The sequence below is a fragment of the Adlercreutzia sp. ZJ176 genome (genome assembly GCF_011038975.1).
Classification (GTDB): Bacteria; Actinomycetota; Coriobacteriia; order Coriobacteriales; family Eggerthellaceae; genus CAAEEV01.
This window is the reverse complement of record NZ_JAAKEC010000006.1, coordinates 78,551-92,805: the sequence shown is the minus strand read 5'-3', so window position 1 is coordinate 92,805 and position 14,255 is coordinate 78,551. Positions and strand designations below refer to the sequence as shown.

Annotated in this window: 10 protein-coding genes; 3 read left to right on the top strand and 7 right to left on the bottom strand. The window is 65.0% G+C overall.

What is annotated here, in order from left to right; translation table 11 throughout:
- Positions 1 to 12: 12 nt before the first annotated feature.
- From G7Y50_RS04580 to nifJ, 7 genes are all read right to left on the bottom strand, one after another.
- The gene (locus G7Y50_RS04580; protein WP_165050359.1) at positions 13 to 651 is read right to left on the bottom strand and encodes a hypothetical protein; all 639 of its coding nucleotides are present in this window, start codon (positions 649 to 651) and stop codon (positions 13 to 15) included.
- On the bottom strand, positions 644 to 1,336 hold the full coding sequence (locus G7Y50_RS04575; RefSeq protein ID WP_165050352.1) for an ATP-binding cassette domain-containing protein: 693 nt from the start codon (positions 1,334 to 1,336) through the stop codon (positions 644 to 646). Before G7Y50_RS04575 ends, G7Y50_RS04580 begins: the two co-directional genes overlap by 8 nt.
- Complete coding sequence (locus tag G7Y50_RS04570; RefSeq protein WP_165050327.1) at positions 1,329 to 2,165, bottom strand: hypothetical protein; 837 nt, start codon at positions 2,163 to 2,165, stop codon at positions 1,329 to 1,331. Before G7Y50_RS04570 ends, G7Y50_RS04575 begins: the two co-directional genes overlap by 8 nt.
- Positions 2,162 to 3,019 carry a hypothetical protein gene (locus G7Y50_RS04565; protein ID WP_165050320.1) on the bottom strand — a complete coding sequence of 286 codons (858 nt, stop codon included), beginning with the start codon at positions 3,017 to 3,019 and terminating at the stop codon, positions 2,162 to 2,164. Before G7Y50_RS04565 ends, G7Y50_RS04570 begins: the two co-directional genes overlap by 4 nt.
- Positions 3,016 to 3,696 (bottom strand): hypothetical protein, encoded by a 681-nt coding sequence (locus G7Y50_RS04560; protein ID WP_165050309.1) that lies wholly within the window; start codon positions 3,694 to 3,696, stop codon positions 3,016 to 3,018. Before G7Y50_RS04560 ends, G7Y50_RS04565 begins: the two co-directional genes overlap by 4 nt.
- 181 nt (positions 3,697 to 3,877) lie before the next feature.
- The gene (locus G7Y50_RS04555) at positions 3,878 to 5,788 is read right to left on the bottom strand and encodes a helix-turn-helix transcriptional regulator (RefSeq protein WP_165050298.1); all 1,911 of its coding nucleotides are present in this window, start codon (positions 5,786 to 5,788) and stop codon (positions 3,878 to 3,880) included.
- A 143-nt stretch (positions 5,789 to 5,931) separates the two neighbouring features.
- Positions 5,932 to 9,471 (bottom strand): pyruvate:ferredoxin (flavodoxin) oxidoreductase, encoded by a 3,540-nt coding sequence (gene nifJ / locus G7Y50_RS04550; protein WP_165050285.1) that lies wholly within the window; start codon positions 9,469 to 9,471, stop codon positions 5,932 to 5,934.
- A gap of 505 nt (positions 9,472 to 9,976) precedes the next feature.
- On the opposite strand from nifJ, the gene G7Y50_RS04545 reads away from it, so the two are divergent.
- From G7Y50_RS04545 to G7Y50_RS04535, 3 genes are all read left to right on the top strand, one after another.
- Complete coding sequence (locus G7Y50_RS04545; RefSeq protein ID WP_165050279.1) at positions 9,977 to 11,590, top strand: ABC transporter substrate-binding protein; 1,614 nt, start codon at positions 9,977 to 9,979, stop codon at positions 11,588 to 11,590.
- Positions 11,591 to 11,900: 310 nt separating this feature from the next.
- Positions 11,901 to 12,806 (top strand): SGNH/GDSL hydrolase family protein, encoded by a 906-nt coding sequence (locus tag G7Y50_RS04540; protein ID WP_165050275.1) that lies wholly within the window; start codon positions 11,901 to 11,903, stop codon positions 12,804 to 12,806.
- A gap of 492 nt (positions 12,807 to 13,298) precedes the next feature.
- Entirely contained in the window at positions 13,299 to 14,255 is a 957-nt protein-coding gene (locus G7Y50_RS04535; RefSeq protein WP_165050268.1) for an ABC transporter permease, read from the top strand.

Here is a 14,255-nt window from a genome sequence, read left to right as displayed (position 1 = left end):
GCACCTGCCGGTTCAAAGCTCGATGTCGACAACAGTCTGCACGGGCAGGTTCGACAAGAGCAGCTCAAAGGACGTGTCCGTTATCTCGGGGCGCTTTGCGTCGTCATAGGCCACGAAGTAGTCAGGATACCCTGGAAAAGAGAAGGGGACGTGAGCCACGTACGTGCTGCCAGGCCGCAGGGCAAACATGCCCGGGGTGTCCCTCAAGGCAGGCTCCGCTTCCCACCAGAGCTCAGGATCATAGCGATAGGCGATGTTGCGACGCTCGGGGATGAGGCGCTGCTCGAAGAGGACGATGCCCACCTCGCCATCGCCCTTATGGCTTATCTCCACCTCAAGGCTCACCACCGTCCCCTCCTCACCCTCCGGTGGAAGCTCGGCGCCCTTTGCGCCGTACCGCTCGACGTATTCGCGAGGAGACATGAGCTCTGCTTTGTCGACCTTCACCTCATAGTCCTCGGGGCTCTGATAGGGCGCGATGAGGTACGTGCCGTCAAGGTCAACCCACTCCCCCATGCCATAATGCTCAACGGGGGCAGGCTGTTCGAACGGATAGGCGTTCACGTACCATACGCGCACGCCATACGCCGCTGTGAGAATCGCCATGACGACAGCGCACGCCACCTTCGCCGCAAGGCTCCTTTCACGCATGGCTCGCCCCTTTCCTCGGCATGATGTCAGCATCGGCGATTCTTCCGCTCTCAATGAGGTACACCACGTCAGCGTGGCGCTCAAGCAGCGACGCGTCGTGGCTCGCGAGCACAACCGTCGAGCCGCGCTCGCGCAGCATGCCCATGATGTCCTCGAACCGCGCCACGCCCGCCCTGTCGAGGGCGTTAGTCGGCTCATCGAGCAGCACGAGGCGCGGCCATCCCATGACGGCAGCCGCCAGTCCAAGGCGCTGTTTCATGCCAAGCGAGTACTTGCGAAACTTGCGCTTATCATCAGGATCAAGGCCCACGAGCTCGAGCGCCTGAACCGCCGCATCGTCAGCCTGCTCCTTCGCGCGCGAAGACCACGCCTGCGAGCTTGACCCCACCAGCGCGATGATACGCAGGTTCTCGCGTCCCGTGCGAGAATCCAAAAACGCCGGATTCTCTATGAGAAGCCCGATGCTCGGCGGAAAATCGACGTCTTCGCGCAATCGCTTTCCCTCTATCTCGACAAACCCCTCGTCAAGCTTGATGAGCCCCGCCAAGGCGCGCAAAAGCATCGTCTTCCCCGAGCCGTTCACGCCCGCAAGGCCGACAATCGCACCTGCAGGCACCGTCATGTTCACGCAGTCGAGAACCGTCGCCCCCTTGATTCGCTTCGTTGCGTCATGCACGTCAATCATGAAGATCTCCCCTATCCAGCAGATCGCCACGACAGAACAACGCGCCTCCCACGACCACCGCGAGCAGCAAGACGACCAAGCTCATGACAAGGCCATCCGCAACAGAGACGCCCGCAAAGACCAAGTCGGAGCATCGAGCTGCCATCATCGCGTTTCCGATAAGCCAAGGGCGCATGCAAAACGCCGAGAGCAGGAGCACCGAGACCGTGGTCGCGTAGCCGGCAAGCGGCCCCGCCGCAAAAGAGACGGCCAGCTGCAGAAGGCACAGCGAGCACGTGGCGCAAGGAACGCCCGCGAACAGAAACGCGCTCAAGGCCGCCTCGTCGAAAGGCTCGCCCGTAATGCGCATCTGCAGCACCTCCGGCAAGCGCTCATGGATGCCGAGAGACAGGTCCCCGCTCGAAACCAGCGTCCAAGCCAAAGCGACAGCGAAAGCCGTCAGCCAAAACAGCAGCACCGCGATCACCACCCACGTGCACTGGGCAAGCCACCATGCACGCCTGCTGCCGCCCACGACCATGAGGTGGGCGCCCATCTTCGCCCTGCTGCGACAGGGAAACCACAGGGTCATGCAGGAGACGAGCATGAAAACCGCCGCCCACCTGGCAGGAAAGCGAAACGGCTCCTCGGCAGAGTAGACCTGCTCCCTCACCCCCGAAGCAAAGCTCACCAGATAGTCGCCAAGCGCCAGCTCAGAGAAGGGAACTCCCGTCATGAGCCGAAGCGCCCCTATCAGCAGCAAGAACAGCAGCGCCGCTGCCACGTACCAGCGCCATAAGCACAGGCAGCCCTCACGCACGTCGCAAGCCAAGTAGCAGAGGTACCTCATAGGAGATCCCTCTTCGCGCAAGCACGCATAAGCACGAGCGATGACACGAGCAGGCAGAGCGCAAGCGCCAGAATGACCCATCCGTCTTGACCGTAGGGCCGTGACACCGCCCGAAGATTCCCCAACAAGCCGAATTGGAACGCATGAACGCCGCCGAACACCGCTGTGAAGATGTTCTCGTTGACGAACTGGACCACTACGAGCGCGAGGTAGGGAAGCGTCAGCAGAACAATGCGATTCTCCACCACATGAGACAAAGACATCACGAGCAGCGCCCACAGGCCGCATAGGACGAACCCCAGCAGGCAGAACAGCGCCACGTACAAAAACGGCTCGTTGTAGAACTGATACGACCAGAGGCTCTCCGCCGAAATGCCCAGGTACATCTCATCGCGGATGTCAGGTGTGATGGCGGGCACGAAAGCGGAAACGACAGCGAAGTTCAGCACCTGGGGAACAGCGGCGACGAGGCCTCCTGAGACGAACGTCGCGACGCCCTTGGCGAGTACGTAGCGAAACCGGGGGACGCGCGTGAACATGTGGCCCACGTAGCCGGACAGCATCTCGGTCCGCATCGACCAGGCGAAAGGCGCAACCGCTAAAAGCGGCGCAAGCTGGTAGAACAACGGCGGCAGCGGGTAGTCGTACTCGACGCTCATCCAGAACCGGAAGCTGCTGCGCACCGAAGGATTGAAGTAGTAGTCCATAGCCGCGATCCCATCCCGCCCAACCAGGTAGTCCCCGCAAATCCAGAGCGCGGCCGCCAAGGCTATGGCAGAGCCTGCGCCCAACGCGAGCGCGAACCACTTGCTTCGCAGCGCCTTGCAAAGCTCGACGCGTAGCAGCGTGATCACGAGCGCTCACCCGACCTCTCGTCATGGGGATCGCAGACGACGGTCATCTTCTCTACCTCGTCAGCATGAGTCCCCACATGGAGGCAGGGCTCCTCGGAGGCTGCCTCCGGGAAAGCCTCGTATCCGACGTAGTAGACCCCTGACTCGCCGGGGGCAAGGTCAAAATAGTAATAGCCTTTCTCGCCGTTTTCCTCCACGGCGCCGCTGAAGAAGCTGATTTCGCTCGGCCCCCGTAGCACCGAGATATTGAAGCCACGATCGCTGCTGGGCCTGGCGTCGATGTTCTCCACTCTCACCTTGACGAGCAAGACGCCGGCCCGCTCTTCTCGCCCCACCCCGTCGGGCTCGACCCCGATCATCGAGCAGGCATCTGCCATCTCGTCGAACAGCCATGATTCCTCAACCGTGAAGTTCATGGTTCCGTCCCAATCGAAGCCCGCTTGGTACGCCCACCCGGCATCGTCGACGAGCGACTCGTCTTCCCCAGAATCGCACCGAACGACATCCCCCTGCCGAAAGACCATCGCATGCTGACGCTTGAAATCGTCAAACGACGCAATCTGCCGCCTCAGGTTGATCCCCTCCACAACGGAAAAGCCCATCCAGAAGACGCCGACGGCAAGAACCACGACAACGGCGAGGACGGCTGTCCTTTTCTCGCTTCTGGTCAAAGCCACCAGCGCCTCCTCTCCCTCGGGTGTCTATGGCAGAGCGCTCGTCGCTTGACGCGCGGCTCTCTGGCGGAAAGGTTAGCCAAGCTACGCGAAAGCGTCTGTAGTCAGGCGATATGCAAATCGAGAAGAAACCTGACTACACGGCTTGATCTGGGACTTTGCAGCCCGAGATCCCAGACGGCCCTCACAAGGCCAGCTCGCGCTCGAGAAGCGCAACGAGCTGAGAGCGGCTGTTGATCCTCAGCAAGCGATACGCCGCGGCACGCGACGAATTAATCGTGCCGCGCGAATAGCTCAGGGCCTCTGATATTTGCGCTGTCGTGGCGCCGCACGCAACGAGCAGCGCCACCTCAACCTGCGTGTCATTCAGACCCCGCCGCTCGAGGAAGTCCCGCACGCGCCGACCCGCAGACCGCTCCCAGTCCTCCTCGAGCAGCGCGCGCATGCGCCTTCCGTTTCGGGCAGATGCGAGCAGCAACCCGAATGCGGCAAGGGCAGAGAGACAGAACGTCCCGAGCGAAAACGACACCAGCGACCACAGCGGATTCAACGGCCCTGCCTGCACGAAGCCCACGACGAAGAGCACGTCGCTCACCACCCCGATGCAAACGAGACCCGCCAGGCCGCCGAGGGAAAAGGAAACGCAACACCAGCACAGCTCGCGCAAGACGAGCAAGCCGGGCCCTAGTTCGCTTTCAAGCAGAACGAACAATCCCACGAAAGCAGCCGCAAACAGGGAAAACGCCGACCCTTGGATGAGCGAGGCCAAGCAGGCGCAAACCGCAACAGCAGAATAGCCCCACCCCCGACGCCCCCAAGACAAGGCGAAGAGCACTCCCAGCATGAAAAGAGAGCCAACAACAAACGGAATTATCATACCCACGACGGAAAACGCGCTCAAGCTGCGCCACAGCTCCTCCCACGCAAGGCCCCACGCACATCCGACAAGCATCAGGCGTGGAATAGAGACACCTGGGGCGTGCGAGAGAAAAGCCGAGGACGAAGAAGGGCGCGAGGGCGCAGATGAGGGCATGCCTTTCCACGTAGCCTTACATGCACGCAAGACCGCGCCTCCCTCTTCCCCACCGTACCGCCAAGCAAGGTATGGAGCGCTGCAAAACGACAGGGCCACAACCGCACAAGCGACCAGCACCACCGAAGCCGACCACACGACAGACCCCAGGTAGGGACGAGTCAGCAGGTATGCCAGCGTTGTCACGCCCGTCAAGGGGAAAACCTTCCACAGTGCCTCTCCCCCGCGGCGTTCGGCGCTAAGGCGGATGGAGTTCGCATCTTGAGAGCCTGCGCGGTTCGGCTTCTCACAACCCGCAAGCCAGAACAGCGCAACCCACGCGCAAAGGCACAGCACGTACAAAAACGACGCCGCGAAGAATGCGAGCGAGCCTGCAGGACCGCCGTCGATACCATGCGTGACGAAGCGGTCGACGCACGCCCCCACGCCGAGCATGAGCAGAGCCGTCGCAAAGCCCAGCATCATCACGCCATGTCGAGCAAAACCCTCGGAACGAACAGCCTTCACATTGCGGCGAAGAAGAGGGACGCCGCCATCGCGAAAACGAATCAACAGCAAGAGCGCAGCGCCAAACACGCCCATCGCACCCGTCGCGCCGCATACCAGCTCCCACCCCCTGTTCCATGTTCGCCACAGGACATCACCCGGCAGAAGGAGGAGAAGCGTCGAGATCAGAAGCGTTGACTGCAAGACGGCAGGCGCGAGGAGCACCGCGCGCCGAGGCGTTTCACCCGAAAGGCCGCGCGCAAAGCTCGCCTCGCCAGCACAGCCAGCGTCCGGCGAGGCAACGCCACAAGCACGCCCGTCACGTTCAATCAGCGCCACCATCTCATCCGCGTTGGCCACGCCCGCCTTCTTGTAAGCACGTTGCAGATAGGCGCGCACCGTGGAAGGCTTCACCCCCATTTGCTGGGCAGACTGGGCAGAGGTCAGCCCCTTGAGCAAAAGGTCGACCGCAAGTTGCTCCTTGCCCGAGAAGCCGTAGGGACGCACGTCTGCAGAGCAGCCGCTTTCTCGCACGGCTCTGCTTTCGCCCTGCGCGCTAGGAACAGTCTTCGACATGCGAGCGCTCCATCATTCAGCAATCGTCATCGCCTTCAAGCGCCCAACCAAAAGGAGGCGATGCCATGCGGCATCGCCTCCTTCTTCAAGCACTTACGCGGCTAAAAGCGCGAACGCCGGAACGCCCTCATTATAGCAGCCTCTTACGCGTCGGCGTAGAGGTCCTTGAGCTTCACCAGGTGCTCGTAGCGCTCCACGGCGGCCTTCTCGTTGCGCTCGAAGAGCTCCTGCGCGCGCTCGGGGAACTCGCGCGTCAGGCGGCTGTAGCGCGCCTCGTTCATGAGGAACTCGCGGTAGCCGCCGGCCGGCTCCTTGGAGTCGAGCGTGAACTTCTTGCCCGCGGGCGCCGCCGGGTTGAAGCGGTACAGGTTCCAGTAGCCGCACTCAACCGCGCGCTTCATCTCCTCCTGGCAGTTCTTCATGCCGCCCTTGATGGAGTGCATCTCGCACGGCGAGTAGCCGATGATGAGCGACGGGCCCGGGTAAGCCTCGGCCTCCTGGATGGCCTTGAGCGTCTGGGCCGGCTTCGCGCCCATGGCGACCTGCGCCACGTACACGTACCCGTAGGCCATGGCGATCTCGGCGAGGCTCTTCTTCTTGATGTCCTTGCCGGAGGCGGCGAACTGCGCCACCTGGCCGATGTTGGACGCCTTGGACGCCTGGCCGCCGGTGTTGGAGTACACCTCGGTGTCGAACACGAACACGTTCACGTCCTCGCCCGACGCCAGCACGTGGTCGAGTCCGCCGTAGCCGATGTCGTACGCCCAGCCGTCGCCGCCGAAGATCCAGACGCTCTTCTTCGCCAGGTACTCCTTGTCCGCGAGGATCTCAGGCGCCGTGGGGCAGCCCGCCTCAGCCGCGGCCTCAAGCGCCGGGATGAGCGCACGGGCAGCTGCGGCGTTGGCCGCGCCGTCCTCGAGCGTGTCCAGGTACGCCACGATGAGCTCGCGCGTGGCTTCGGGCGTCGCCTCGGCAGCGGCCATGTCGCGCAGCTTCGCCGTAAGGCGCGTGCGCACGGCCTCGTGCCCGAGCAGCATGCCCAGCCCGTGCTCGGCATTGTCCTCGAACAGCGAGTTGCTCCACGCCGGGCCGTGCCCGTCCTTGTTCACCGTGTAGGGCGAGGTGGCCGCCGGGCCGCCCCAGATCGACGAGCAGCCAGTGGCGTTGGCCACGAACATGCGGTCGCCGAACAGCTGCGTGACCAGGCGCGCGTACGACGTCTCGGCGCAGCCCGCGCAGGAGCCGGAGAACTCGAGCAGCGGCTGCTTGAACTGGCTGCCCTTGAGGCTCGCGTCCGCGAGCTCCGGCTTGTCGGAGACGTTCGCCACACAGTAGTCGAAGGCCTCCTGCTGGGGCAGCTCGCCCTCGACGGGCACCATGACGAGCGAGTCGGTGGGGCACACGCCGATGCACACGCCGCAGCCCATGCAGTCGAGCGGCGAGATGGCGAGCGTGTACGTGAGGCCCTTCGCCGCCTTGCCCTTGGCGGCCACGAGCTTGGCGGCCTCGGGAGCGCTGGCGGCCTCGTCGTCGGTCAGCGCGAACGGGCGGATGGTGGCGTGCGGGCAGACGAAGGAGCACTGGTTGCACTGGATGCAGGTGGAGGCGTCCCACGTGGGCACCGTCACGGCCACGCCGCGCTTCTCGTAGGCGGCCGCGCCCTGCTCGAACTGGCCGTCCACGTGGTCCATGAACGCCGACACCGGCAGCGCGTCGCCGTTCATGCGGCCCACCGGCTCCATGATCTCGGTGACCATGCGCACGAGCTCCGGGCGGCCCGACAGCGCGGGGGCCTCGCCCGCGTCAGCGGCGTCAGCCCAGGCGGCCGGCACCTCGACGCGCACGGCGGCGGTGGCGCCGGCGTCGATCGCGCGGTGGTTCATGTCGACCACGTCCTGGCCCTTCTTCAGGTAGGACTTCGTGGCCGCGTCCTTCATGTAGCGGATGGCGTCCTCCTGCGGCATGACGCCCGCGAGCGTGAAGAACGCGGACTGCAGGATGGTGTTGGTGCGCTTGCCCATGCCGATCTCGATGGCCAGGTCGATGGCGTTGATGGTGTAGAGCTTGACGTCGTTGGCGGCGATGTAGCGCTTCGCCTCGGCGCTCAGGTGATGCTCGAGCTCCTCAGGCGTCCACTGGCAGTTGATGAGGAAGATGCCGCCCGGCTTCACGTCCTTCACGATGGGGAAGTTCTTCGTGATGTAGGACGGGTTGTGGCACGCCACGAAGTCGGCCTTGTTCACGTAGTAGGGGCTCTTGATGGGGGCGTCGCCGAAGCGCAGGTGCGAGATGGTCACGCCGCCGGTCTTCTTCGAGTCGTACTGGAAGTACGCCTGCACGTACTTGTCGGTGTGGTCGCCGATGATCTTGATGGAGTTCTTGTTGGCGCCCACCGTGCCGTCGCCGCCGAGGCCCCAGAACTTGCACTCGATGGTGCCGGGAGCCGCGGTGTTCGGCGAGGGAACCTCCGGGAGCGACAGGTTGGTCACGTCGTCGACGATGCCGATGGTGAACTCGCGGCGCGGCGCGTCCTGGGCGAGCTCGGCGTACACGGCGAACACGCTCGCCGGCGGGGTGTCCTTGCTGCCGAGGCCGTAGCGGCCGCCCACCACGGCAAGGCCGCTGACGCCCTCCACGGCCAGCGCGTTCACCACGTCCATGTAGAGCGGCTCGCCCACGCTGCCGGGCTCCTTGGTGCGGTCCAGAACGGCGATCTTCTTCACCGTGGAAGGCAGCGCGGCCACGAACTTGTCGGTCACGAACGGGCGGTACAGGCGCACCTTCACGAGGCCCACCTTCTCGCCCTGGGCGGTGAGGTAGTCGATGACCTCCTCGGCCACGTCGCAGATGGAGCCCATGGCCACGATCACGCGCTCGGCGTCGGGCGCGCCGTAGTAGTTGAACAGCTCGTAGTCGGTGCCGAGCTTGGCGTTCACCTGGTGCATGTAGTCCTCCACCACGGCGGGCAGCGCGTCGTACGTTGAGTTGCACGCCTCGCGGTGCTGGAAGAAGATGTCGCCGTTCTCGTGGGAGCCGCGCATGGCCGGGCGCTCGGGGTTCAGCGCGTGCTCGCGGAAGGCGCGCACCGCGTCCATGTCGCACATCTCGGCCAGGTCATCGTAGTCCCACACGGCGATCTTCTGGATCTCGTGGGAGGTGCGGAAGCCGTCGAAGAAGTTGATGAAGGGGACCTTGCCCTTGATGGCGGCAAGGTGCGCCACGGCGGACAGGTCCATGACCTCCTGGACGTTGGTCTCGGCGAGCATCGCGAAGCCCGTCTGGCGGCACGCCATGACGTCGGAGTGGTCGCCGAAGATGTTGAGCGCGTGCGTGGCCACCGTGCGCGCGCTCACGTGGAACACGCTCGGCAGCTGCTCGGCCGCGATCTTGTACATGTTGGGGATCATGAGGAGCAGGCCCTGGGAAGCCGTGTAGGTGGTGGTGAAGGCACCCGCCGCCAACGACCCGTGCACCGCGCCCGCGGCGCCCCCCTCGGACTGCATCTCGCACACCTTGACGGTGGTGCCGAAGATGTTCTTCTTGCCCTGCGCCGCCCACTGGTCGACGTAGTCGGCCATGGGGCTGGAAGGCGTGATGGGATAGATGCCAGCAACCTCGGTGAACGCGTAGGAGACGTACGCCGCCGCGTTGTTGCCGTCCATCGACTTGAGTTCTCTCGTCATTTACCTCTCCTTCGAAGGGGGACCTGTGCCTATCGGGAAAAGCCGGGCGACCGGGTCGGCGAGGCCGAGAGGGCCGGATGCGGCTTGGGCTTCCTCGACGAACAGAAATACGCGCTCCATGATACCAGTCACGCGCGAGGCGTGCGCGGCGCGGACGGGCAAAAGGGACCCGCAGAAGGCGCGTATTCGGTAAGTGGGACGCCCCGCACGGCCCGCGCGGGGCGAGCGGCGGCGAAGGCGGGGCGGGCGGAGCGGGGCGCGAAGGGCCGGGCCCCGCCGAAAACCCGCGCGCCAGCAGCGGGAACGACGCCCCGTCTACCGCCTTTCCGCCGCGCTTGCGCCACCCCGCGGGGCGACAAGTGGGCGGCGGCGAACATTATTTCGCCGCTCTGCTTTATTTTGCAGCGGTTTTCGCCCATAATATAGTTATCGCGCGCGCGAACCCATTAGCCCGTGCATGCGATGCGGGGCTGGCGCCCCGCCGACTCACAAGTTGGAGGGAATTATGGAACAGGTTAATCTGACTCGCCGTGGTTTCTTGGCAGGCACGGCGGCGACCGGTGCCCTCGCGGCGCTCACCCTGAGCGGCTGCGGCGGCGGCGGCGAGGAGAAGAAGCCCGCTGAGAGCAGCGCGGCCGAAGCCCAGGGTGGTGGTACCATCACGGCTGCCTGCAGCTACAAGAACTCGAACTACAACCCCGTCGGCGCGAGCTCCGCTCTGATGCTCCCCGCCATCCAGCACTGCCTCGAGGGCCTCTACGAGCTCGACTACTTCACTGGCAAGGTGAACGCCGCCCTGGCCGCCGGCGAGCCCACCGAGGTCTCCAAGACCGAGTACGAGGTGAAGCTGCGCGAGGGCGCCAAGTACAGCGACGGCAACGCCGTGACCGCTGCTGACGTCGTCGCCTGCGTCGAGGCCAACAAGGCCAACGCCACCTACGCCGACATGCTGTCCTTCATCGAGTCCGCCGAGGCCAAGGACGACGCCACCGTCACCTTCAAGCTCGGCTACGAGTTCATCGACAGCGCCAACCTGCTCAAGGAGCGCCTGTCGCTGGTCCGCGTGTTCCCGGCCTCCGAGATCACCACCGAGCCCATGAAGACCCCGGCCACCGGCTCCGGCGCGTGGATGTGGGGCAAGTGCGACGGCGAGGACGGCGGCGCGCTGAACTTCACCCCGAACCCGAACTACAACGGCGCCGCCCCGGCCAAGGCCGATGCCATGGAGTGGCTCGTCCGCGTTGACAACACCGCCCGCGTCACCGCCCTGCAGGAGGGCACCGCGGTTGCCGGCGAGAACATCCCGTTCGACAACGTCGACCAGCTCGTCAACGCCGGCGTCACCGTCGAGAGCGTTCCCAGCTACGGCATCGGCTTCCTCATGTTCAACACGCAGAAGGCGCCTTTCAACGACAAGCGCGTGCGCCAGGCGTTCTTCTATGCCATCGACTACGACAAGATCATCTCCAACCAGCTCGGCGGCACCGCTGACAAGATCACGTCCTACCTGCCCGAGTCCAACCCGGCCTACCACAAGGCCTCCACGGTCTACACCTATGACCCGGAGAAGGCCAAGGCCCTGCTCAAGGAAGCCGGCCAGGAGAGCATGAAGGTCACCCTGCTCGTCATCGACAACTGGATCAAGAGCATCTCCAACCAGATCCAGCAGGACCTGCTCGCCGTGGGCATCGACTGCACGCTCGACGTCCAGGCTGCCCCCTACCCGACGATGGCCCCCTCGCCGACCAACGAGGTCCTGCCCTTCGACGTGTTCCTGGCCCCCGGCGACGTGAGCTGCTTCGGCACCAACGCTGACGTGCACCTGTCCTGGTTCTACGGCCAGAACACCGACTGGGCCCAGGGTCGTTCCTGCTGGGCCAAGTGCGGCGACGGCAAGTGCGAGGAGTTCAACGGCTACCTCATGGACGCCCGCAAGGCCACCGACGAGGCTGCCCGCCAGGACGCGTGGAACAAGTGCTTCGACCTCATCTCCGAGGAAGTGCCGCTGTACCCGCTGTTCCACAAGCAGGTTACCACCGGCTGGTGGGACGAGAAGATCGACGGCTTCGAGCCCAGCCCGACCACCGGTCTGTACTTCCAGAACGCTTCGCTCAAGTAGGCACGCCCTCGCTTGACGCAGCGCCTGCAAGCGCATCGGAAGCCCGCCTCACCCGAGGCGGGCTTCTTTTTACGTTGCGGCAACACAAGCGCGCGTGCTTCCAGTAAGATGGCAGGTATGCGGTTCCCGCACGCCGCGCAAGCCCCGCGCGGAGCGGCGGTCGGGCGGCGGCGGTCGGGCGGCGCATCGGACGCGAGGCGGCGGTCGGGCGGCGCATCGGGCGCGAGGCGCTGGCCGCGGGCGGCTTCTCACCGGGTACGGCAAGGTGCAGGCAGGGCAAGGCACTCAAAGGACAGGAGACTGATTCACCATGACGCGTCTTTTCTCCGTTTACGGCGACTCCATCAGCTCGTTCGAAGGCGCGCTGCCTGAGGGCTGGCTCGTGTTCTACGAGGGCGAACGGCGCGCGGCGACCGGTGTCGACTCCGTCGCCGACACCTGGTGGGGCCAGGTCATAGACCATTTCGAAGGGGAGCTTTTGGCCAACGCGGCCTGGTCGGGCTGCGTGGTCGAGGGCACGGAGTTCCCCGTCGGCGCGAGCGCGGAGCGCATCGCGGCGCTTGCGCGCGACGGGCGGGTCCCCGACGACATCATCGTGCACATCGGCATCAACGACTACGGCTGGGGGTCGGGCGACGCGCAGATCGCCGCAGCCACGCCGTCCGCGCCGCCGCAGCTCGCCGCCGCCTGCCCCTACCACGGCCGCGTGGCCGGCATGGCGCCCGAGGGCACCGTCGCGAACTTCGCCGCGTCGTACGGCCGCATGATCGACCAGATGCGGGAGAAGTGGCCCGAGGCCCGCATCTGGGTGTCCACGCTTTTGCCGGGGCGCGTGGCCGGGGCGCGCCGCCCCACCTCGCCGCGCTACTTCCGCGGCATGTGCGTCGACGAGTACAACGACGCCATCCGCGCCGCCGCGGCGGCGCGCGCGGGCTGCTACCTGGTCGACATGGCCGCGTTCGGCTTCGACTACGACGCCATTGACGGCACGCACCCCACCGCCAAGGGCATGAGGCAGATGGCCGCCCTGTTCATCCGCGGCATGGAGCAGGCGTGCGCCGACACCCCGCGCACGCCGTACGCGGGCGCCGACCTCCTCACCGAGGACATGCGCAGCGCGGAGTTCTGCACGCGGCCCTGCGTCGGCTGCGAGCACGCGCGCGGCGCGGGCAACAGCTGGTGGCACGTGTGTGAGAAGCAGCTCGCCGACGACTAGCCGCCACGCGCCGCAGCGGACGGCAAGGAGGGGGCACCCGGCGAGGCGCCGCAGCGCAGCGGTGCGGTAGGGAGGGGGCGCCCTCCCCCGTGTCATCCTGAGCGGAGCGCCCGCAGGGCGCGGAGTCGAAGGATCTGGCTGCACGTGGATTGCACATGCGACGCATTGCACTCGGGACCAGATCCTTCGACTCGCTTCGCTCGCTCAGGATGACATAAAGAGGGATGTTCGCCTAAGATGAGCTGGCATGCTCCACTCGGGATGACCCGGGAACGCACCGCCTGCGTGACGGCCTGATAACCGCTCGGCGTCGGCGGAGATGCAACCTGCGCTCCGGTTGACTTGCCCTTTACTTTCCCGAAAAAAACACGGTTTGTCCCCTTATAATGGAAGATGGCTATTTCTATTGAGACGTCGGATCAGGGGAGCTCTTTCAGAAAGGCCGTCTACAGGAAAGAGGGCTCGTCAGAGCCGAAACGAAAGGGGGATTCAGTGAACAATCTCTTACGATTGATCGGCAACCGCCTCATCTGGCTACCGATCATGATATTTGGTGTCACCGTCCTCGTGTTCTTCCTCATGTCGCTCTCGCCCATCGACCAGGCCTACTCGGCGCTCGGCGAGAACGCGGCGCCGGAGCAGCTTGAGGCCTACCGCGAGTCACACGGCCTCAACGACCCGACCATCGTGCAATACGGCCGCTACATGGCCGGCTTCTTCCAGGGCGACCTGGGCACCTACGGCGCGGCGAGCCAGTCGGTGGCAGACCGCATCGCGCAGGCCCTGCCCGTCACGCTGCAGCTGGGCTTCTTCGGCTTCATCATCGCGATCATCCTCTCGGCCATCCTGGGCGTCGTCTCGGCCCTGTACCGCGACCGCTGGCCTGACCAGGTAATCCGCGTGTTCTCGATCGCGTGCATCGCGACGCCGTCGTTCTGGCTTTCGGTGCTGTTCATCCTTCTGTTCTCATCCACCTTGCACCTGCTGCCCGCATCGGGTCCGCTTCCCCCGCTCTTCGAGGACCCCGCCGGATGGCTCGCCCGCATGGCCATGCCCGGCGTCGCGCTCGCGGTTCCCCTGACCGGCCAGATGACGCGCATCATCCGCACCTCGATGGTCGAGGAGCTTGACAAGGACTACGTGCGCACCGCGCGCGGCTTCGGCATCCCCTACGGCACCGTCGTCGCCCGCAACGTGCTGCGCAACGCCCTCATCACGCCCGTCACCGTGCTCGGCCTCAAGTTCGGCTACATGATCGGCGGCGCCGTGGTCCTCGAGGTCATCTTCGCCCTGCCCGGCATGGGCATGGCCATCCTCTCGGGCGTCACATCGAACTACGTCATGTTGGTACAGGGTGTCGTCCTCGTGGTCGCCATCACGTTCATCGTCGTGAACGTGATCGTCGACATGCTCTACATCCTGATCGATCCGCGAATCAGGACGGTGTAG